The organism is Halosolutus sp. DAT137 (assembly GCF_059736405.1).
The window spans coordinates 24333-46657 of sequence record NZ_JCAQID010000006.1 but is presented as its reverse complement, the minus strand read 5'-3'; the positions used below and the strand labels follow the sequence as shown (position 1 = coordinate 46657).

Below are 22325 nucleotides of genomic sequence, written 5' to 3'. Positions count from 1 at the left end.
GAACGGGGTCCGTATCGGGTAGGGCCAACCAGTTCAGAACGACGGTTGCCGTTGACGGAGGGCGTGACAGTCTGGCCACAATACCTTTTGAAGGGTGCTCGAGAGATGACGACATGAGTCGATATACGACAGATGCCGACGACCGTGGATTCCCTGCGATCGATCGGCGACGGTTTCTCCGAGCAACGGCAGGTATCGGCGTCGTCTCGGCAGTTGGTGTCGAAGGGATTGGAACCGTTCGGGCCGGATCTACCGACGAGATATGGCGGTTCGGTGGCGAAAATACGGTGGAATCCGGACTCACCGTCGTGGACGGGACGGCTTACGCTGGTGGATTCGCTGACGATGGGGGGATCGTTTACGCGATCGATGCGGAAACGGGCGAGGAGCGGTGGTCCATTGATATCGACGAGGTAGTGACAGCACCACCACACGTCGTCAATGGGGCCGTTTTTGTCGGATCCTGGGATGGAAAGGTCTATGCACTCGATGCGGACACGGGCGACGAACACTGGCGGTTCGACGTCGGCAGCGAAGTGCATTCGTCTCCGACGGTGAGCGACGGAAGCGTGTTCGCCGGTGGCGAGGTCGACGACTTCTACGCACTGGACGTCGAAACCGGCGAGGAACGCTGGAGTTTCGAGGTGTTTGGGACTCGTTCGTCGGCGACAGTAGTTGACGAGACAGTCTTCGTCGGTGCACGCGACGACTACGTGTACGCACTCGATGCGGAGACTGGCGATGAAAACTGGAGCTTCGACACCGGTGGAGAGGTAGGCTCGTCCCCCACTGTCGTCGACGGAACGGTATACATCGGGAGCGGTGGGGGCACCCTGTACGCACTGAACGGTGAAACGGGAACGCCGGAGTGGGAGTTCGACGAACCGGGTCGGATCGCGTCCGGCCCGACAGCCGCTGATGGGACCGTCTGTGTCGGAAGCTGGGACAATTACGTCTACGGGGTGAACGCCGAGACGGGCGAGGAACGCTGGCGATTTTCCACCGACGATCGAGTCCAGACCTCGCCAACGATCGCGGACGGGACAGTTTTCGTCGGAGACACCGCGCTGACCGCGCTGAATATCGAGACTGGAGAGAAACGGTGGCAGTACGATGGGCACATTTCCGGCTCACCGATCGTCGTGGACGGAACCGTTTTCGCCGCGAGAGGAAACACGGTGATCGCACTCGACGCGGACGTCACCGGTTCGAGCGACGGATCACGTGCGATGCTCGGAACGCTCGGACACCACGAAGACTGGCAGTACGCCGACCAGACGTTCGACATCGTCCGAGCGAGCGACGAACACGGCGAGGAGTCGGACGACGAAACCGACAGCCAGACCGACGACGAAACCGACAGCCAGACCGACGACGAAACTGGTGGCGAACCGGACGGCGAAGACGATGGCAGTCCAGGGTTTGGGATCGGTGGTGCGCTCGCCGGACTCGGCACTGCTTCGTATCTGCTGAACCGCCGGTTCGCTGCTCAACGCAGGGAACCGACGCGGGAATAATCTACAGTTGGCACGGTCTCCTCATCCGGACCGGTCGCATCAGGGCTGAATCTGTCGTCCAGCGATCGGTCGCCTCATCGTTGCGATCGGTACCACTCCATCGTCTCGGGGAGGTGGTACTCGATCGGACGGTAGGTGTAGCCGAGTTCCTCGTGGGCCTTCCGTGAGCTGTAGAACAGCCGCTGAGTCGCGAGTCGTGCCATCTGGCGATCGAACGGGAACACGCGGCGATCAGCGACGATATCAACAACCTCCGCGACCGGACCCGCCGCGTGGATCGCACTCGCGGGTACCCGAACGCGGGCCGGAGAGCCGCCAGTGTACGCCGCGATTCGGGAGACGGCGCGATCGAATGTGAGATTCTCACCGCCGAGGATGTAGTGGTCGCCACACTCGCCGCGGTCGTAGGCCGCGAGCAGCCCGGAGACGACGTCGTCGACGCCGACGATGCTCAGTCCGCCCGGCAGGTGGGCTGGCATCGTGGCTTCGGTCCCCATCGCGATCAGTTGGGCGGTGAACGCCTCGTCGCCGGGACCGAAGATCGAGGTCGGATGGACCGTCACGGCGTCGTCCGTCGTTGCGTAGTCGTCGACCAACCGCTCGGCCGCCGCCTTCGAGGCCTGGTAGGCACCGACGGGGTCGGCCACGTCGCCCTCGTCTGCGACATCGCCGTCGACGGCCGGGCGGCGCGTCCCGGCCGTGCTGGTAAAGACGAGACGGCCAGGGTCGCGATCGTGGCAGGCCTCGAGGACCGCTCGCGTTCCATCCCGGTTGACGCGCGCAACGGTCTCGGGGCCGGCGCTCCAGAGCCCGATACCGGCGAGGTGGAAGACGGCGTCGACACCGTCGACGAGCGATCGCAGAGTGTCGTCTTCGGAAATATCGCCGACGTGCCACTCTACCTCGTCGAGTCCGCCTCGATCGGAGGTTGGGCGACTGAGTCCGCGAACCGTCCAGCCCGCTGCGAGCAGCCGCTCACAGAGCCGCGAGCCGAGAAAGCCGGTCGCACCGGTCACCGCCGCGGTCTTCGGCCCCAGGTCAGCAGCCAGTGCCGTGTCTGCAGTCGGAGTGTCACGAGTATCTGCGGTCGGCGTCTTTCGAAGTGCTGGTTCGTCGTCGGTCGCGATATCGTGCGTCGCCATCGTCAATCCCCGTCGAGTTGTGGCGGCACGGCGTCCCCGCTGACCGCCGCGTAGGTTCGGTAGGCAAGCGATACGGCCGGATGCGGCGCGGTCGATGGCGGTAGGTCGCCAGCGGGAAGGCGATCGGCCAGTTCACCCACGTTGATTCCCTCGATGCGAATCGAGTTGGGGTCAGTTCCGGGACCGTGTTCGAGTGCCGTGTCGTCGGCGATCGATCGATCGAGCAAGTTCGCTCCAACGGTGTCGACCGTGCCAACGGGACCGGCGAGGAGCGTCTCGGCCGCGTACGGCTCACCCGCGTAGACCGTTGACGCGTCGAGAACCGAGAGTTCGGGGTCGATCGCCGCCGTCGCCGCAGCCGCCGCGATGCCGCCCTCGATCGAGCAGTGGACGTGGCGCGCGAGGGTCCGCATTCCCCCCGCGATCGGGCCGTCGCGAGTCGGCCGCAAGGTCGGGACCGAAACGACGGCGCTCGACGTCAGCCGCGTCGGAATCGAGAGAGTGACCGCCTGGTCACCGACGGTGACGCGCTCGTCCACCCGAGGCGTCCCGTCGTCGAGATCGACAAGCGTCGCGTCGAACCGATCGAGGACGGTCCGATAGCCGAGCGTTCCCGCCGCTCGAGCGAGCGAGATCACCGGCTGGTCAGAGCCGGCGACGGCGACGGCGGCGTCGGTCTCCCGCTCGAGCGTGGCGACGAGCGCCCCGACGAGAGCCGGGTCGGTGACCATCCCCGTCGATGGGTGGTACGGGTAATGGGCGTCGGGGACGAGCGTGATGTCGTCGGCCGCTGCGAGCGAGTCGATGTGGGGTTCGAGCAGTTGTCGAACGGGTGATTCGAATCGCGCCATCCGGGTCTCGACGGTGGGCGTCCACCCGCCGCGACGATCGCCGTCGGGAACCGCGGCACCGCGAACGGTGTTCACAGCGTCACCTCCGATGGCGTTCGCTCCGGTGTCGGCTCCGGCTGGGCGTGTTCGTAGGCCGTTTCCGCCAGTTCGAGGGCGCGGCGGCCGTCCGTACCGTCGACCGGCGGCGACTCGTTCTCGCGGATCGCTTCACAGAAGTCCGCCAGCGCGTCGTAGTGTGCCTGTAGGTAGAACGTCGGGCCAAACACGTCCGGTTCGTCGCCGGTAACCCTGCTGGCGACGTTTTCGATCGCAGACCGGGCCGCACTCGCGTAGAAGTTCTCCGGGCGGTGATCGTCGTTGCTGATCGTTCCCGTGAGTCCCTCGAGACGGAGTTGAGTGTTGACCGCCGGCAATTGCTCCCACTGGTAGGTGCCACAGTGAAGCGTGATCGCAGTCTCCGTTTCCGGCGCCCGAAGGAGGACCGTCGCCGCATCCTCGACGGGAATCTCGAGGGTGTTCCCGATCGTCGCGTCGCGAACCTCGAGGTCGCCGAACAGCCACTCGAGCACGTCGAAACAGTGGACGCCGAGTTCGTACAGCGAGCCGCCACCCGCCGCGTCGGGGTCGTGGGGCCAGGCCGGCGGTTCGGTTTCGGCGGGCGGTCGCCCGAGCGGGCTGTCGTTGAGCCGCGTCAGCGAGGCGTAGGGGACGTGTCCGGCACGACCCGCCTCGTAGGCCGCTCTGACGCCGACCATATCCGGCTGGTAGCGAAGCGTGTGATCGACGCCGACGGCGATTCCCGCCTCGTCGGCGACCGAGAGCAGTTCGTCGGCCTCCTCGGTCGATCGGGCGAGCGGTTTCTCGACGAAGACGTCGACGCCCGCGTCTGCGGCGTGACTGACGGCCTCGGCGTGAAGAAACGGCGGAAGCGCGACGACTGCCGCGTCGAGTGACTCGTCTGCGAGAAGATCGACGTAGTCGTCGTACGTTCGCGATACCCCGGCGCGCTCGGCCCTGGCTCGATTCTCCGCTACTGCGTCGGCGGCTGCGGGAACCTCCACGCCCGGCATCGCGAGCGCCGACCGGAGGTGAACCATGCCGATATTTCCGACCCCGAGGACGCCGACGTCGAGCGAACTCGAGTCGGTCACTCGATCGATAATTCGTGGTGACATCTGCCCGAGAACGGGGCGTCAGCGGGCTTTGTTATCATCGTCGTACAGCGTAACGACAGCCTGTAGTCCGTCGTTCCTCGTTCAGGCGGTCAATACCCACTCATCGGCTGACTGTTCGTCGGGCTGACGGTGCCATCAGCTCCCCGGTTGACATCGATCCGCGAAGCAACGCTACTCATCGTCTCGACGGTGAGGTCGGTCTCGGATCGCATCCGATCGAGGTAGGAAAGGATCGTCCGCATTCGCCGATCGTCCCGCTCGTGCGTGAGATTATTCGGATGGAGCCACATGTGGAAGATCCCATCGGAGCGCGCCGCCTCGTCGATGCCACGACGGGCAACTCGCACCATCGGGTCGGTCCAGATCGACTCGGCGACGGTCCGCGCCGCACCCTCGAAGCCGAACAGAAACAGCGACGCCGGCACGTTGACCAGTCCGTACTCGTCGACGGTCGGGTCGACCAGGAACGATCGGTCTCGGATCGTCGAGTCGTAGACCGCGCGCGCGCCGTGTCGGTTCGGCGTCCGCCCTCTGTAGGCCGTGATCTCCTGCTCGGCCAGGACATCACGATGACCGACGTCGTTGCGCGGGTAGATGAACGAGTCGATCGATTGTCCCCACTGGGCTGCGATCTCGCGACTCCGCTCGAGTTCGGCGATCGCGAGGTCCCGGTCCGTCTCCGGATGGCCGAACAGCACGTGGGAAAAGGAGTGGCTCGCGAACTCGTGATCGACGTCGGCGGCGAGCAATTCCTCGACGAGGTCGGGACAGAACCGGAGGTCCGCGCGGTCGCGCCACTCGGTCCGTTCGCGCTCGAACCAGCCCTCGCGTGCCGGATGGTCAGCGTGGGTCCCGTCGCAGTCTTCCAGTAAGAGGTGGCCGACGACGGCCCACGTCGCCGGAACGTCGAACTCGGATAGCTGCTCGATCATGACCGACCAGCCGCGACGGCCCGACTCGACCCGACGCGAGGGTGGCGATTCGAGGTCGTGAAATCCCCAGCCGAGTTCGGCGTCGAGCGAGAGGACGACGCTACCCACAGTGCCCACCCGGATTGGCGTCTGTCATAGGGTGTCGGAGACGGTTCGATCGTTTTGTTATTGCTCACTTTTCGGAACTGTCTCGGTTCGATACGGTCACGGTACGCGGACACGAATTCGGTCGTATACCCGCCTTCGAGGCGGCCTGAAACCACGGCGGAGTTAGGGACGCCGAACGCGTGTCGAAGACGGCGTCATCTCGCTGTTCGGTCGCCATAACAAAGCGGCCATCTCGCCACCTGCCGGACAGCAGGCAGTCTTCGACCACAGTATTCACTACCACATCATGAGCGGATCCCCACAGACCACCGAGCGAGCGTTCGTACTCGGACTCGACGGCGTACCGTGGCGTCTCATCGAACAGTGGAGCGAGGCGGGCGAACTCCCCAATTTCGCAAAAATGCGCGAGGAGGGGGCCTCCGGAACGCTCGAGAGTACCCGCCCACCGACGACGCCGCTGGCCTGGCCGTCGATCGCGACGGGCGTCTGGCCGGACAAACACGGCATCTACGGCTTCCAGAACCTCTCCGCTGGATACTCCCACGAGATGTACACGAGCTACGACCTCCAGCAACCGACGCTCTGGGAGCAACTCGGCCCGGCCCACGTCGGCAACGTCCCGATGACCTACCCGCCTCAAAAAATAGACGGAACCATGGTCACGGGAATGATGACGCCCTCGACCGAGCGGGAGTTTACGCATCCGCCGGATCTCCGCGAGGAGATCGACGAGCGGATTCCCGACTACGAGATCAGCCTGGACTACCCCGACTACGCGGGTCGACTCGACGAGTTCCGCGAGGCGGTCGCGACGATGCTCGAGAAACGACGGGAACTGCTTCGGTTGCAGATGGATCGCGCCGGCACCGACTGGCGACTGTTCTTCTTCGTCTTTACCGCTCCCGATCGCTTCCAGCACCTCGTCTGGGACGAGGAGCTACTGCTCGAACACTACCGGCTCCTCGACGACCTGCTGGGCGAGGTCATGGAGTACACCGACGATCACGATGCCGACCTCTACGTCGTCTCGGACCACGGCTTCGGGCCGATCGAGGAACTGATCTACGTCAATCACATCCTCGAGCGGGAGGGGTACCTGTTCCGACAGGAAGACGACGGCACTCGCGGTGCGCTCGCGAGCCTCGGTATTTCCAGAGACCGGATCACGGACGCGCTCGATCGCGTCGGCATCACCGAAGAGTTGATCGTCTCGACGCTGCCGCGGCGACTCGTCGACTCGGTGGCCCAGCAGATTCCGGGCGATCACGCGCTCTACGACGTCGACTACGATCGAACCGTGGCGTTCGTTCACGACGCCGGCAACCTCTACATCAACGACACCGAACGGTTCGACAGCGGCGCGGTCGATCCGAATGACGTTCCGCGGCTGAAAGAGGAACTCGCCGATCTCTTCGAGTCGGTCACCGACGACGACGGCAAGCGCCTCCTCAACGTCTTCGACGGCGACGATCTGTTTCCCACCGACGACGCCTCACCCGATCTCATCGTTAACGGCATCGACGGCTACGAGTCGCGAAACGCGATCACGGACACGCCCTTCGGGAATACCGGATCGACCTCGGCGAGCCACCGCAAAACCGGAATTATCCTCTGTCGCGGCCCGTCGATCGATCAGGGCGCGACGCTACGCGGAGCACGCGTCGTCGACGTCGCACCGACACTGCTGCACGGACTCGGTGAGCCGGTTCCGACAAACGCCGACGGCCGCGTGCTGTTCGACGCATTCGACAGGACTGCGACCCCGTCGACGACGAAAGTCGATCGCATCGACGTTAGCCAGCGAGAGCGCTCCGACAGCGTCGACGACGACTTTACCGACGTCGAAGACCGTTTGAAGGGACTCGGATACATGGAGTGATGGGCGACCGCCGCCGACCCGTCACCCGATCGGGAGCCATCCTTACTTGCCCTGGTTTTTCGCGAAACGGCGGGCGGTCACGAACGACCTGAAGGATCGACGGGACGCTAGTCGGGACAACGCGAACGGTCGGATACGGGACGCTGTATACCGCCAGGTCATTTCGCACAGTCTGCAAATTTCACACGGTGTAAACTGTGTACACAGCGTTTCAGTACTGACCAAAAAGCCAGCCCTCGCCGGGATCAGGTCTGAAACCGACCGCGGAGTCAGCTAGCGCGATCGCGCCCGACGGAAACCAGCCATCGCCGTCGTGTAGGCGGGGTAAAGTGTGTTGTAGACGCTTCCGGGGGCGTTTCTGGCGCTCGCACGGAGGAGTCGATCGACCAGCGATGACCCCGATTCGGCGACGAGCGCGTCGAGATCCGCGTCGTCGAGCCACTCGAAAAACGCGCGTTCGGACGGCGATCGCGGCTCGGTCTCGCGAGCGCGGTCGCGAATGTCTTCCCACATGTAGCGTTCGTCCTGACCGAGCACCCATCGGCCGTCCTCGAGCGATCGACGCACCTGGTGGTAGTCCGCGTCTTCGAAGGCGTAGCCGTGGTCGGTCGGATCGAGACCCGAGAGCCGGAGACCGACCGCCGTCCGGTAACACTTCTCGCAACCGCCGCAGTTGCCGTCCATCCGATCGTTGCAGGTCTGCAACTGGAGTCCCGGAACCTCCTCGCGAATGTAGTCAGCGATGGTGTCGATCCGTTCCTGACGGGTGAGTTCGTAACCGTCGTGGTGGCACTGCGTTCCGCTCCAGCGAACGTAATCGTCGATGTCGGGACGCGAACCCCATTCGAGGTCGATCCCGTCCCAGTGGGTCGCAGCGACGTAGAGGTCGTCCATCCCGCGGGCGTAGGCCATCGGCGCACAGAGCCCGAGCAGGCCGAGACCGTGGCCGACGGAGCTGTACCACGCGCCGTCGACGAACCGCTTGTAGTGGGCCAGCAACATGGCGTGGTCGAGTGCGGCGAGCATATTCGACTCGACGAACGCCGTCTCACAGCCGTGGTCAGCTGCAAACCGGGACACCCGCGATCGAAGCTGGTCCCACTTGTCGTCGTCGGTCGGACCGGGCGTGATCGTCCAGCCGCGGACGCTGATCAGCGTCGGTGACTCGTCGCTGTGACGGACGTACGAGCACGTCGAGTCGACCCCGCCAGTAAAGAGGAGGCCGCTCTCGCCCGTCTCATCGGTGTCGCAGGCGTCTCTCGCTCCCCTCCTACCGTCGGGAACCGGATCGATCGTTCGGCGGGCATACAGGTGACCGCCCTCCATGAAGTCGTACATCGAGAGCAGGGTGGCCTTGACGTCCTCGAGAGCACGCGCGAACGTCGCGTCTACCTCGTCGACGTAGACGTCGTCCCCGTTGGCCCAGGCGACGGGACAGAGCTGGGCGAGCACCGGAATCGCGAGCACGCCCTCGGGGACGCCCTCGATCGGAACGTCGTAACTCGCTCTGAACGGTTCGTTCGTCAGAAAGCGATCGAGGGCCGAACTCGCCTCGATCGAACACTCGAGCGTCGATTCCTCGGCAGCGATGGATGTGATAGTGAATGGCATCGGTGGAAAACGGTGTGGACGGAGAGACGATGAACGGACGCGTACAAAAACCGGCGACATCGTTGATTCGCCGGAAGGGACGAAAGGAGATCGTATTCACACGTCTAACAGGTGCTGTGGCGGGTTCTCGGCGGAACTCGACTAGCCGTCACGAACGACCTCGCTGACGGTCTTCTAACGGTCTCCCGATGGGACCCCGGATTGTCAGTGGAACCATACACTCGACGAACGGGGAATGTAAGCCGTGAGTATCTGCACGCCCCATCACGATATGACCGTCCGGACCCGTCGACCGATCCGGAAACGTCGACTCTGCCGATCGGTCGTCGAGGCAGTCGACGGGCCGCCGCCGATGGCTGTGGTCCGATTCCTGTATTGCGTATATAACAAACCGCATACTGGTCGACTCACCGATCAACAGATGCCAATCGACAGCCGATCCGATCGACTCGGGAGGGAACTGGTATGAGACGGACGACGTTGAACGGCGTGTTCGCGGTCGGATTCGTCGCCGTCGCCGTCGGAGTCCTCATCGCGCGAGCGAATCCAGCGAGTGCGTACGAAGCATCGATGTATACGGCGACGCCGGCGGCGACGTGGATCGGGTTCGCACTCGCACTGGCGATCGCCGTCAGTACGGTGTTGAGCTGTCGCGGTCGCGCCCAGGCCGTCGGGATCGGGCTGGGGGCACTGACGACGATGGCGATCGTCAGTCTCCCGGTGATCCGAAACTACCGGTACACCGGGATGGGAGACGGATTGACGCACCTGGGCTGGACGAAAGATATCGTCTCGGGTCAAGTCGCCCCACACGAGTTGTTCTATCCGGGCATGCACTCGCTCGCGTCGCTGTTCCATTTCGTCGGCGGCGTCTCGGTCGAACGCGGGTTGCTGTTGGCCGTCCTCGCCCTGTTCGTCCCGTTTCTGGTGTTCGTTCCGCTCGCAGTCAGAGGCATTCAAGGCGGGGGGCTAGCCGTCGGCGTCGCAGCCATCGTCTCGTGGATGGTGTTACCGATCAACAATATCGCGACCCACTTCAGCGTCCACACGAACTCGATGGCGCTCTTTCTGGCTCCCGTGGTGATCTTCGCCTTCGTCACGTACCTCGGGCGGCGGGCGACGATCGAACGGTTGCCGTTCGGACTATCTCCGTTTAGCGTTCTCATCTACCTCACCGGACTCACGCTGTTGCTCGTCCACCCCCAGCAGATGATCAACGTGGTCCTCGTGCTCGGGACGATCGCGTTCGTACAGTTCCTCGCCCGGCGGCGGTACGACGACCACCCGATAGTCGAACAGCCGACGACGTACGCCCACACGGTCGTTCTCGGCGGCCTGTTTACCCTCTGGGTCGTCAGCAACGAGACGTTCAGATCCGCCGTTCGAGGGCTTGCCTACGGGCTGTTCGCCAACGATGTCGGAGCCGGCACCGAGATCGATCAGGCCGGCTCCTCGCTGACGGAGATCGGCGGCAGTCTCGGAGAGTTGTTCGTCAAGCTCTTTTTCGAGATGGCCCTGGTCGGGATCGTTGTTGCCCTCTTCCTCGTCGTCACGTGGCTCGGATGGACGAAACTCGATCGGGAGACGAAGTCGTACCTTACGTACTTCGGCCTCGCGCTGGGGCCGCTGGGCGGTGTCTTTCTGGTCTATCTTATCGGAACGCCGAACATGGCGTTTCGCCAGATCGGGTTCATTTACGTCCTGTTGACGATCCTCGCGGGCATCGCCATCGCCCACCTGCTCTCCGGACTCTCGTCGATCGTCACCCGACCCGGCGCGAACGCGATCGGTGCAATCGCACTCGGTGCGTGTCTCGTCCTCGGCTTGATGACCGTCTTTGCCTCGCCGATTATCTACGATCCCGGACAGCACGTGACCGACGAGAAGTTCAGCGGCTACGAATCCGGATTCGAGCACGCCGCCGAGGATCGGCCCCACGCCGGACTCGGCTACGATCCGTTTCGGTACGACCACGGGATCAACGGCGTCGAGCGTGAGGGGGCGTTGAGCGGAGCGTCGACGGCCAGCGGCGAAGTCAACGCCACGGCCTTCGAGAGCGGCAACTACAGCGGCGCGTACAACGATATCGACTACTACTTTATCGTCACCCAGTGGGACGAAACCCGCGAGTTCGAGGTCTACGATGAGCTCCGGTACGAAGAAGCCGCAGTCACCGGGATCGATCGCGATCGGTCTGCGAGCAAGGTCATCTCGAACGACGAGTTCCGGATGTACGCCGTCGATAGCGATCCACCCGCAGCAGACTGACGACACCCGGCGCTGAAAGAGACCCGTAACAAAGCCGGAGACCACCGTTTCTCGGCCTGAGAACCGTGCCAACCGACCAGCAATCCTCGCGATCGATCGATCGCATCGACAACCACAACCGCACGCCATCGGCCGAACTCGACGAATCAGCGACATCGGTCGACGAACAGACGATTATCAGGCCGTACGAACCCGCAGACCGCGAGGACGTTCTCTCGGTGTACGACTCGGTCGGCAGGAACCGGGTCGACGCGTGGTTTCGATGGAAGTACGAGCAGACACCGTACCGGGACGACATCGCGTTGAACGTTGCCGACCGAGGCGGTGAAATCGTCGGCGTCGGACCGCGGTTCACCCTCGACTTTGCGGCGGGCGAACAGTGGATCAGCGTCGAACAGCCCGCGGACGTCGAGATCCGGCCCGGTCACCGCGAGGACGGACTCGAAACGCGACTCACAGCGCGACTCGACGCACGCGGCCAGGATAGGACGCCAACGCTTTGTACGACCGTCGCAACCGCCGACGAGGGTTGGCTCCGCCGAGACTCCGCCTGGCAAGCCGTCGGCCCAGCTCAGACCTTCTATCGATTGCAGCGCCCAACCGCACTGCTCGAGGGCCGCGACGATCGGCTGGCGACGATCGATCGGATTGGCCAGCCGGTCACTGATATTATTCATCGCGCACGCGAGAGGCTGGTTTCGATACCGACGGACGTTACCGTCAACCGGTTTGCAAACGTTCCCATCTCGCAGTTCATCACGCTCGCACGCCAGGGCAAATCGGCCGGTCTACACGCGGTCCGCGACGCTCGCTTCTACGAATGGCGCTTTGCGAACCCGCTCTGGTCGATCGACGCGTATCTCGCGACCCGTCGCGGCGACCCGATCGCCGGAGTCATTACCGGAACGAAAACGGAACGTGACGGGACCGTCCTGACCTGTCTCCTCGAGGTCGTCCCGCTCGCGCCAACCCGGGAGCGCGCGGACGGCCTCCGGGCGATCCTCGATCGAGTGCTTGACGATCGTCGAGACAGCGATCTCGTCTCGGCGTGCGGGACGGCGATGCCCGCCAGCCTGTTGAATCAGTTCGGATTTCTGGCGGACGGTTCGGTACCACTCTCGACGATCGGATCGCCGTCGGTGCGGTTCGTAAGGTCCCTCGGTACGGACGCCGGTCACCCCCTGACCGTCGCAGGACGAGCGATCGCGGATGAATCGAACTGGTCGACTACCTTCGCCGATCGAGCCTGGTGAGCGGAGACGGTCGACCGGCGGGCCGGGCGGACGCCAAAATGGTTGCTGATCCGGGTACGTGGATCGGCCACAGACCGCGGGGATCGAATGGCCCCCAGACCGTGGAGGCAGCCGACGACCGTCGGGTGGACAGAGACGACCGTCGAGTGGAAAGCGAGGTGAGTTCCTTTGCCAGCGGACGCGGTCGCCGCCACCAACTCCCCCGTGCCTGGCGAGACCGAGGTCGTCTTTGGCGACCGGACAGACGCCGACCAGGAAAGCCGAAGCCACGAGACAGTCGTCGGTAATAGTCTATTTCTCCGATTCGTTCTCCGAGTAGTCGATCGCGGATCGGTCTTTCGTTCGTCGCCGGCGATCGTAAGTTCGGAACGAATCGATCACAGATTCTGAGTGGTTCCATACTGATCTAAATATACTCTGTAAATTTAATCGATAACAGTAAAGAAAAGTTTATGAGCGTAAGCCGAAGTTACGGACGTGTATGGCGCACCATCCCCGTACGTCCGACCCGGACACCGCTCCGAATCACGGTCGTAAGCCGCAATTAAGCCGCCGTAACTACGTGCGATCGATCGCGACCGTCGCAGCCACGGTAGCGACCGGCGGCGTCGTCGGCAGCGCAGCCGCCGACGAGGAGTACGAAGAAATTCCGGCAAGCGGGCAGACCATCACCGTCGCGGACGGTGACCGCTGGGAGAACAAGCTCATCGATCTGACGACCGGACAGGATATCGTCATCATTGCCGAGGGCACCGACTGGACGATCCGCAACGTCGGCTTCGAGGGAACGAATACCTCGGGCACCGGTTCCGCAACCTTCGGCGTCGCAGACACCGGCGGTAACACGAGCACGATCGAGAACGTGTACCTCGGCGACGGTTCGGACGCCCGAAACGGGAGCGCAACCGGCCACGGCCAGACCGCGTTCTGGGTCAACCCGGCCCACAGCGGCCACCTCGACATCGAGCGCGTCAACGTCCAGGAGTACGCGGACAACGCGATCTACGCCTCCGCACCCGGCAACGCCGGCGGCGGGACGGTCCACATCGACAGCAGTTTCGCCGCGAACTGTTACGTCTCTCACTTCCGACTCGCGACCGAAGGCAGCAAAGTCACCAACTCGAGCGTCTACGTCGACGAGAGCGGCTACACCGGTCGCGGTATCTGGGCGTGGGCACCGGGCACGATCGAGATCGAGAACTGCCAGATCGACATGAACGGCCAGCACACGGCGATCGACGCCGGTGCGAACGGGTCTGCCACGACCGTCACGGTCCGCGATACCGACTACGACGACCGCGCCGGCATTGCCGAGAACGCGGGCTCGACCGTCGAATTCGAAGACGGCGTTGGGACCGACCCCGAGGCAATCATTCCGAGCGGCGTGCCGACCTCCGCCGAAGCAGCGGCCAGCGGCGGGACGGACTAACGTCGATCGCGACACCGCCGCCAGAGTACCTCGAGTCCGAACGGCCCCCTGAGGTTTCGGCCCACCCCGATCGTCGCCGCCGACGCTTCGGCCCTCCCCGACCGACGCCACTGACGTCTCGGCCCTCCATCTCTGGAGTTTTTCGTGACTCGTACCTCACAGAGCCACAACAGTTCGGCCGGGAACGGACCGGCAGTTCGGGCAGTAATTCAGTATTACTATCGAGACGGACTCGCTTGAACGGACCGGACGACGAAGATTGCCGGTCGTGTGCGTGGTGCCGGATTTTGGTGCTCTAGTTACTTTCTCGAGAGTACGTTCATAGTATACGTAACGAATACACAGAGTTATGTTACATTCAGTTAATTTTACCTAACTTGTATGGGAAAGTTTATTGCGGTAGTGTCTGATTACCCGATTGCATGGCACGCGAACCTTCGGGACTGGATACAGCGGACACCGTCAACAGTGTCGACGATCGGGGTAATGACGTATTACTGCGCCGACGATCGTATATGAAGCTCGCGGGCGCAACGACCGCGAGCGCTGCGTTTGCGAGCACCGCCGCGGGAAGCGACGAGTACGACGTCGTGCAGGCGCGCGGGCAGGTCGTCAGAATCGGTGCTGGCGAGCGTTACGAGAACAAACTGATCGACCTCACGACCGGACAGGATTTTTTGATCCTCATCGAAGGCGGTAACTCCGTCGTCCGGAACATCGGTTTCGAGGGCCTCTTTCGGGGCGGCGGATTTATGATTTCACTTACCGCACCCAGCGGCGACGTCCTCGTCGAGAACGTCTACCTCGGAGACGGGGCGACCAAGGAGGGCGAAAGCTTCGTTCACGGTCCCGGCGCGGTTTTCATGCATCGGGAAAGCAACGCGAACGTCACCTTTCGACGGTGTAACGTCCAGGGCTATCCGAACAACGGATTTTACTGCTCGAACACCGCCTACGGCGGAAGCGTTCGCTTCGAGAACTGCTTCGGCAAGAATAACGGCGTCTCGACGTTCCGGTGTGCGAGTGCGAACGACGCGATCGAAAACTGCGTCGCGTACAACGACACGACCGATTACGGTCCCGGATACGGCGGGTACATCGAGACGGATGGCCGCCCGGTCTGGGTGTGGAACGGCGGCACCGTCTCTATTCGCGGGTCGCACTTCGCGGACGGGCCGTACCCCTACTCGATCGTCGCGGGCGCGAACGGCTCCCCAGGCCGAGTCGATTTCGAGAGCGGGGGCTACAGCGGCCAGATTCAGCGAGCGAGCGGGTCGACCGTAGCGATCGGTGACGGCGTCTCGAACGATCCCGATCTCTCGATCCCCGACGGCGTGCCGACTGCCGCCGAGGAGGCCGCATCGGGCGGCGTTTCGACGGGAACCTCGGGGTCGCCGGCGACCCAGACGGAATCGCGAGACGAAGGGGACGCCGAGGACGACGAGGGAGCCGAAGACGACCACGACCTTCCGAACGTCGTCGTCTTCGATGGCGATGGAACCACCGACACCACCAGCTACGAGTTCGTCGTCAGCGAGGCAGTCGAACCGAGCACCGACGAGGATGCGACGATCGACGACGCGGCCGAGGTCGACGGGACGCACGCACGCGGCACCGTCGCGGATCACCTCGACGCCTGGCGATTCGACGGCGAGATTCAACGGCTCAGCGTCGACGGACCAGCCACCGTTCGCGTCAACGGCGTGGCCATCTCTCCAGACGAGTTCGACGACGTGCTCGCAAACGTCGTCGTGATCGATGGGGATACCGCCGACGCGACCCGCTACGAGTTCGAAGTCGACGGGGAGATCCAGAAATCAAATTACGAGGGCGCAACGATCGACGACGAAGACGTCGTCGAGGACGGCGTCGTCCACGGTGTCGTCGCCGACTGGAAGGACTCGTTCCGGTTTGGCGGCGACCTACAGCAGGTGACCGTCGACGGTCCTGGAACCGTGTTCCTAAACGGCGAGGAAATCGATCCCACCGAGTACGGCCCGGAACTGCCCCACGTCATCGCGATTGAGGGGCGCGGAACGCCGGCGAGTTACGAGATCACGGTCGACGGAACGATCGAACTCGACGCGGAAACCGAGCCGGAAGACGACGTAACGACGATTTCCGGGTCGACCGTCCAGAGTTCGCTCGCCGATCGTACGCAGACGTTCCGGTTCTCGGGGTCGCTTGCCGATATCACGTTCACCGACGGAACTGCCGACGTGTTCCTCGACGGCGAGCGAATCGATCCCACCGAGTACGGCGACCACGAACTCCTGCCACACGCGCTGGTCATCGACGGGACCACGGCTGGGGAGGCGTCGAGTTACTCCTTCAGGGCGAGCGGTGCAGTCATCAAATCCGAGTACCGCTGTGACTCGGTCGACGAGGAGCGCGTCATCGAGGGGACGGCCGTTCGCGGCGTCGTCGGGGACTGGCTCGACGCGTACTGGTTCGAGGGCGCCATCGAGGACTTCACGCTACTCGGGGATGCAACGGTCGACGTGCAGTACAACGCTCGCGATCAGTAACGGCGAAGAACCCGATGGCGGACGGAACCCGATCGGTCGCGCCACTGTGTGGGGTTCGAGCGCGACGAACACTCGTCGTGTCGTTCGAGAGAAAGCGGCTCCCGCGTCGAGAACAGCAAGCTGGCACGCGAACTGTTCCGATACTGGATGACGGTCACCGGGAGCCACTCGTCCGTAGGAGCGCCCATAATAAAAGTCCTTCCCGACCTACCCTCCCGTGTCGATCGGTTCGCGACCGACGACCGGACGGTGAAACCGGATTGCCCGATAATACGATCGACGCCGGTTATTCGATCCGGGAGAGTTTCCCGTCGACGGTCCGTTCGCGCTGGCGGTTCGTCGCGACGTGGACGATAGACAGCAAAAAGAACGCGACGACGACCGTCCCTGCAACTGCGGTCGTCGGGATCGCGGAGACGAACGGGACGCCGAGAAACGCGGCGCTGACGAAGGCGGCACCGACCATGCTAAGCAGGGCATACCACCGGTCCCACCGATCCTGTCGATGGCTATCCGTATCCAGATACATCATCAACAGGTCGGCGTTGTCCGACAGCGAAATCAGGCCACGGTCCTGATCGTACTCGACGATTCCGGCGTCGTCCATCTTGGGCAAATGGGTCTGGTAGAGGGCGACGTACACTCGCTTTCGTTGATCCGAGCTGAGTGCGTTGACCTCCGTATCGTTCTCCCAGGCGGCGATTTGTTCTGCCAGTTCGCCAAGTGTCACCGTCTCCTCGGCTTCGAGCAAGTACGTGAGGACTTCCCGGCGACGACGATTTTTTAGCAGTTCGAAAATGACGTCTTTCGAGAGTCGCTCGTCTTCGTCCGAATCCGCGACCGAAGCGATTTCATCGGGGAGTGATGTATCGATTGAGGACATTATCGCTGCCCCCCAGACGCCGGCCGGTCGTTCCAGCAACCCCGGGACCGATACCGGTCGAAGAGGCCACTACCCTGCCGATCAGGCAGGGTCCGCAATACGTGCGTTAGGCTCGCAATCACGTTTGACACACCAAGTTGTACACCAACAGTGACACTCTTAAGGTCAGCCACGTTTTGCACCGGCTGCAAAGACACGGATGGTACGGAGCGGCTTCCCACCCCGCGCGTACTCGACGTCGAGTCACAGTCCGATCGGTCAAGACGATCGGCTGACGGGACTCCCAGTATCGAACGATTGTTCGAGTATACCTGTCGCATACGGGTAGCTGGGACACGGTGTCGCAGGCGTCGACCACGGCCCGGCGGAGCGATCCTCAACACGGCACTGGTTCGGAACATTCGACTGGAGCGACATAAAAGCAAACGTCGGTTCGGGCCGACAAGACAAATTTACGCGGTGCACTCGGACGTTACTTTGCTCCGGATGCCAGCCCTCGAACGGTACGCATGTCGTATTCGCAGTAGACACCCTCACTGAGGGGACAAAAAGCCCAACCCTCACGGTCTCGACCGAGTGGACGTTGCATCGACGGGGCCGACTCGGTCGGCTTCGTCGGGCCGGCATAGGGACCTGTGTCCTCGCATCTCTCTCGATTCGGGGGTCGCAGTAAGTCGGCGTTTCTCTCGAAACCATGTGAGCCCCTTACAATGCTTCCACGGTTTTCTCCCCGTACTGATGACGCGGTCTATCATCGATACCAGGACCGAATCCGAGGAGACGGAGCCCGGCCTGTGTCCCGACTGTGAAACCGACACGATCGTCCACGACCCGGATCGGAGCGAGCGCGTCTGTGAGGAGTGCGGGCTGGTTCTCAGTGAAGATCCGATCGACTACGGTCCCGAATGGCGTGCGTTCAACGCCCAGGAACACGACGAACTCTCACGCGTCGGGGCTCCGCTCACCCAGTCGATGCACGATCGAGGACTGACGACGACGATCGACTGGCGCAACCGGGACGCAAACGGCCACTCCATGTCGGCCGATAAGCACGGCCAGCTCCATCGACTTCGTGTCTGGCAGGAACGAATTCGAACGAAAAACGCCGGCGAACGCAACCTCAAGTACGCACTGTCGGAGATCGATCGGATGGTCAGCGCGCTCGGCGTCCCAAAGCCCGTCAAAGAGACTGCAAGCGTCATCTACCGGCAGGCGCTCGAACAGGATCTCATCCGTGGCCGATCGATCGAAGGGGTCGCGACCAGCGCGCTCTATACGGCGTGTCGAAAGGAGGGCATTCCGCGTAGCCTCGAAGAAGTAACCTCCGTCTCCAGGGTCGACCAGCGCGAAATTGGCCGAACCTACCGGTACATCGCGGACGAACTGGGCATCAATCTCGAACCGACGAACCCGCGGCAGTTCGTCCCGCGATTTTGCTCCGAACTCGACGTCGGGAAGGACGTCGAGACGAAAGCCGTCGAAATCATCGACGAAACGACGGCGCAGGGGCTCCACTCGGGCAAGTCACCGACCGGATTCGCCGCCGCCGCGATCTACGCAGCCGGGTTGCTGTGTGACGAAACGATCCCACAGCGGGCCGTCGCCGACACCGCACAGACCACGGTCGTCACCGTCAGAAACCGCTACCGCGAGCAACTCGACGCGATCGACCAGACGCCGGCTACATGATCGAGCGATCGTTCTCCGTATAGCTGTCCTCGTCGACCAGTGCGTGTAAGTTCGTGTACGGAACGAATGCGATGAACTCGCCGCTCTCGTCGTACAGCTCAACGCCCTGTTCTGTGTGTTCGTACTCTGCACACGCCATCTGTCCGTCCGGGAGGATCGCACGGAACATACGCGAACGGACACCGTCGAGCAAGATATATTGTGTGGACCCACCCGGTCGCTTCGGCGGGTGCAACTGGCTCGATCGCCGCCACGAACGTAACCGGTTTACCCGTCCCACCAGTATCCCCGGCAGTGACTGACGACCGGTCCTCGCCGGAGAACGCCGACGAATCGAGCGAGCGAGAGCGCCGCGTACCGACTGCCGAGTACGAGGATGGAGACGCCACCTCTATCACCCTAGCGTCGTTTCACGACGCCTGCCAGGAGGCCGGCAGACCGGTGCTCACCGCCGCCGCGGTCGCTCGTGCGCTGGAGATCTCTCACGAAGACGCCAGCGACGCACTCGAGGATCTCGCCACGACGGGGGACCTAGAGCGTCTCTCCGTCGAGACCGACCCCGTCGTCTGGTACCCGACCGAACTCGAGGACCTGACCGATCGCGAACGCGTCGTCGTGTTCCCGAAACGCCGCGAGATCGTCGTCGATCGACCGGACCAGTTTACGCGCGCGCAACTCTCCCAGTTCGCCCACCTCGCTGATACGAACGGGGACCTGGGCTATCGCTACGTCGTCAGACCCGAAGACGTCTGGCAGGCCCCCCACGACGAGTTCGAGGCCCTCCGCCGGACGATGCGACAGGCTCTCGGACAGCGATCGGACGCGCTCGAAGACTGGGTCGAAAGCCAGTGGGACCGCGCCCACCAGTTTCGCCTCGCAACACACGAGGACGGCTATACGGTCCTGGAGGCACAGAGCGCCGAGATTATGGGAAACGTCGCGCGCCAGAAACTCGACGAGGAGCACGTCCACGCGCCGATCTCCGACACCGAAGACTGGGTCCGCGAAGGGGCAGAAGCAGCGATTAAACGCGTTCTCTACGAAGCGGGCTACCCGGTTCAGGACCACCGGGATCTCGAATCGGGTGAGGCGCTCCCGATCGACTTGCGGGTGCGACTCCGGGACTACCAGCAACGCTGGGTCGACCGTTTCGCGGAGTCCGGCGAAGGCGTCTTCGTCGGCCCGCCGGGAAGCGGGAAGACCGTCGCCGCGATGGGCGCGATGGCCCACGTCGAGGGTGAAACCCTGGTTCTCGTCCCGAGTCGCGACCTCGCCCGCCAGTGGGCCGACGCGATCGCGGAGTACACGTCGCTCGAACCTCATCAGATCGGCCAGTACCACGGCGGCCAGAAACACGTCCGGCCGGTGACGATCGCGACCTACCAGATCGCGGGAATGGACCGCCACCGATCGCTGTTCGACGACCGCGAGTGGGGGCTCGTAATCTTCGACGAGTGCCAGCACGTTCCGAGCGACGTGTACCGGCGCAGCACGCACCTCCAGTCGCGACACCGACTCGGACTGTCCGCGAGTCCCATCCGGGAAGACGATCGCCAGACGGAGATTTTTACGCTCGTCGGGCCGCCGATCGGCACCGACTGGGAGGCACTGTTCGAGGCCGGGTTCGTCGCGCAGCCGGAACTCGAAATCCGGTACGTGCCGTGGGGTGACGAGGAACAGCAAAACGCTTACGGGTCCGCCGAGGGCCGAGAAAAGTACCGAATCGCGGCCCAGAATCGGGGCAAAGTCGAGGAGGTTCGGTACCTGCTGTCGGCACACCCCGACTCGAAAGCCCTGGTGTTCGTCGACTACCTCGAACAGGGACGGGATCTCGCGGCAGCACTCGACGTTCCCTTCCTCAGCGGGGAGACCCGCCACCACGAACGGCGTCGACTGCTCGAGGAGTTTCGTCACAACGAGCGAGACCTGCTGGTCGTCTCCCGAGTCGGCGACGAAGGGATCGACCTGCCGACTGCGGACCTGGCGATCATCGCGTCCGGTCTCGGCGGCTCCCGGCGACAGGGAACTCAGCGGGCCGGCCGCACGATGCGCCCGGCAGGCGGTGCGCTGGTTTACGTCCTCGCGACGCGCGGTACCCGGGAAGAGGATTTCGCCCGACGCCAGCTTCAACACCTCGGCCGCAAGGGGATGACGGTTCGCGAGGAAACCGTCGATCGCGGATCGAGTGCCGGTACCGAGTAACCGAAGCGCCTCGAATGGGGAGTAGCCTGGCGGTTCGGACGACCGAAACGACTCACAGTAGCCAGTCGTACCCGTCGATCACCGCCTGTTTCCCGTCTGTTTCGATAATTTCGCCGTGACCCGGAATCACGCGATCGAACTCCCAGGCGAGGACCTCCTGAATCGATCGACGAAACGTGGGCTGGTTCGCGATCGTAAATCGGAATTCAACGGGCGGCGAAACCCGCTCGTAGATACGCAACGCTCGAGCGACGAGTCGGGTCATCAACGGACTCGTCTCGCCAACGTGAAAGCCGACGTCGCCAAAGATCACCGTCCCGGTCGGGCGGTGGAAGTACGCAAGTTCGGTGAGCCACCGGTGGCCGTCGATCGCGACCTGATCGATATCGGTCGCCCAGCGGGGGTCCGGCGTGTCTCCGAGCAACTGATCGAACCGTAGATCGGGACGTCGAGCCGGAAGTCCCGGCGCTGCGAGCAGTTCGGCGTTCGGATAGACTGCCCGGTACTGTTCCATGTAGCGGTGTCCGTGAAGTTTGCTCGCCGGCGCGACGAATCGAACCTCGCCCAGATCGTCGAGTGCGCGTCTGAGCCGTCCGGTCAACTCGGCGGGAGACTGGACGAAGAGCCCGCCACTCGAGAGTCGAACAACCGACATGATGCGGCCCAACTCCACGCCGGCGAATCGGAGCGGTTCCTCGTACGTCCACAGACCCGGCCCTCGGGATTCGAGCATTGTAGTGACAGCGTACTATTCCTACTGTAGTAAACGAGGGCCCGAAGTGGATATGGTTCAACGCTTCAGTACGACCGTTCGTCGGTCGCTCACCAGGGTATCACCGGCGAACGATGAGGATCTTA

The 22325-nt window shown here is 63.3% G+C and carries 16 protein-coding genes; 8 read left to right on the top strand and 8 right to left on the bottom strand.

The features are described from left to right. The first annotated feature begins 113 nt into the window (after positions 1–113). Positions 114–1517, top strand: a complete 1404-nt coding sequence (locus tag AC6I6L_RS09555) for an outer membrane protein assembly factor BamB family protein (RefSeq protein WP_497917527.1) — start codon at positions 114–116, stop codon at positions 1515–1517. Between the two features lie 74 nt (positions 1518–1591). Here the strand turns inward: AC6I6L_RS09555 and AC6I6L_RS09550 are convergent, their stop codons facing one another. The 4 genes from AC6I6L_RS09550 to AC6I6L_RS09535 all read right to left on the bottom strand — a co-directional run bounded on the left by AC6I6L_RS09550 (position 1592) and on the right by AC6I6L_RS09535 (position 5725). Further along, positions 1592–2659 (bottom strand): NAD-dependent epimerase/dehydratase family protein, encoded by a 1068-nt coding sequence (locus AC6I6L_RS09550; protein ID WP_497917526.1) that lies wholly within the window; start codon positions 2657–2659, stop codon positions 1592–1594. Between the two features lie 2 nt (positions 2660–2661). Next, positions 2662–3585 (bottom strand): DUF362 domain-containing protein, encoded by a 924-nt coding sequence (locus AC6I6L_RS09545; protein ID WP_497917525.1) that lies wholly within the window; start codon positions 3583–3585, stop codon positions 2662–2664. After that, positions 3582–4685 carry a Gfo/Idh/MocA family protein gene (locus AC6I6L_RS09540; RefSeq protein ID WP_497917524.1) on the bottom strand — a complete coding sequence of 368 codons (1104 nt, stop codon included), beginning with the start codon at positions 4683–4685 and terminating at the stop codon, positions 3582–3584. Before AC6I6L_RS09540 ends, AC6I6L_RS09545 begins: the two co-directional genes overlap by 4 nt. 89 nt (positions 4686–4774) lie before the next feature. Continuing rightward, a complete protein-coding gene (locus AC6I6L_RS09535) occupies positions 4775–5725 on the bottom strand; it encodes a polysaccharide deacetylase family protein (RefSeq protein WP_497917523.1) in 951 nt (316 codons plus the stop codon). A 286-nt stretch (positions 5726–6011) separates the two neighbouring features. On the opposite strand from AC6I6L_RS09535, the gene AC6I6L_RS09530 reads away from it, so the two are divergent. Then, complete coding sequence (locus AC6I6L_RS09530; protein WP_497917522.1) at positions 6012–7604, top strand: alkaline phosphatase family protein; 1593 nt, start codon at positions 6012–6014, stop codon at positions 7602–7604. 273 nt (positions 7605–7877) lie between these two features. Here AC6I6L_RS09530 and AC6I6L_RS09525 read toward each other — a convergent pair whose 3' ends face one another. Continuing rightward, positions 7878–9215 (bottom strand): hypothetical protein, encoded by a 1338-nt coding sequence (locus AC6I6L_RS09525; protein ID WP_497917521.1) that lies wholly within the window; start codon positions 9213–9215, stop codon positions 7878–7880. Between the two features lie 465 nt (positions 9216–9680). On the opposite strand from AC6I6L_RS09525, the gene AC6I6L_RS09520 reads away from it, so the two are divergent. The 4 genes from AC6I6L_RS09520 (at position 9681) to AC6I6L_RS09505 (ending at position 16693) form a co-directional block, all read left to right on the top strand. Then, positions 9681–11483 carry a hypothetical protein gene (locus AC6I6L_RS09520; protein WP_497917520.1) on the top strand — a complete coding sequence of 601 codons (1803 nt, stop codon included), beginning with the start codon at positions 9681–9683 and terminating at the stop codon, positions 11481–11483. 65 nt (positions 11484–11548) lie between these two features. Further along, positions 11549–12736 carry a GNAT family protein gene (locus AC6I6L_RS09515; RefSeq protein ID WP_497917519.1) on the top strand — a complete coding sequence of 396 codons (1188 nt, stop codon included), beginning with the start codon at positions 11549–11551 and terminating at the stop codon, positions 12734–12736. A 481-nt stretch (positions 12737–13217) separates the two neighbouring features. Then, complete coding sequence (locus AC6I6L_RS09510; protein ID WP_497917518.1) at positions 13218–14165, top strand: hypothetical protein; 948 nt, start codon at positions 13218–13220, stop codon at positions 14163–14165. A gap of 422 nt (positions 14166–14587) precedes the next feature. Continuing rightward, positions 14588–16693 (top strand): hypothetical protein, encoded by a 2106-nt coding sequence (locus tag AC6I6L_RS09505; protein WP_497917517.1) that lies wholly within the window; start codon positions 14588–14590, stop codon positions 16691–16693. A 286-nt stretch (positions 16694–16979) separates the two neighbouring features. Here the strand turns inward: AC6I6L_RS09505 and AC6I6L_RS09500 are convergent, their stop codons facing one another. Then, positions 16980–17576, bottom strand: coding sequence for a DUF7344 domain-containing protein (locus AC6I6L_RS09500; protein ID WP_497917516.1), 597 nt, complete (start codon positions 17574–17576; stop codon positions 16980–16982). Between the two features lie 738 nt (positions 17577–18314). Here AC6I6L_RS09500 and AC6I6L_RS09495 point away from each other — a divergent pair. After that, entirely contained in the window at positions 18315–19265 is a 951-nt protein-coding gene (locus tag AC6I6L_RS09495; protein WP_497917515.1) for a transcription initiation factor IIB, read from the top strand. On the opposite strand, the gene AC6I6L_RS09490 is transcribed toward AC6I6L_RS09495, so the two are convergent. Next, entirely contained in the window at positions 19258–19434 is a 177-nt protein-coding gene (locus tag AC6I6L_RS09490; protein WP_497917514.1) for a hypothetical protein, read from the bottom strand. The two genes, AC6I6L_RS09495 and AC6I6L_RS09490, sit on opposite strands and share 8 nt — an antisense overlap. Positions 19435–19559: 125 nt before the next feature. Between AC6I6L_RS09490 and AC6I6L_RS09485 the strand changes: the two genes are divergently transcribed. Next, positions 19560–21467 carry a DEAD/DEAH box helicase gene (locus AC6I6L_RS09485; protein WP_497917513.1) on the top strand — a complete coding sequence of 636 codons (1908 nt, stop codon included), beginning with the start codon at positions 19560–19562 and terminating at the stop codon, positions 21465–21467. Positions 21468–21519: 52 nt separating this feature from the next. Here the strand turns inward: AC6I6L_RS09485 and AC6I6L_RS09480 are convergent, their stop codons facing one another. Then, on the bottom strand, positions 21520–22200 hold the full coding sequence (locus tag AC6I6L_RS09480) for a DUF4336 domain-containing protein (RefSeq protein WP_497917512.1): 681 nt from the start codon (positions 22198–22200) through the stop codon (positions 21520–21522). Between the last annotated feature and the right edge of the window lie 125 nt (positions 22201–22325).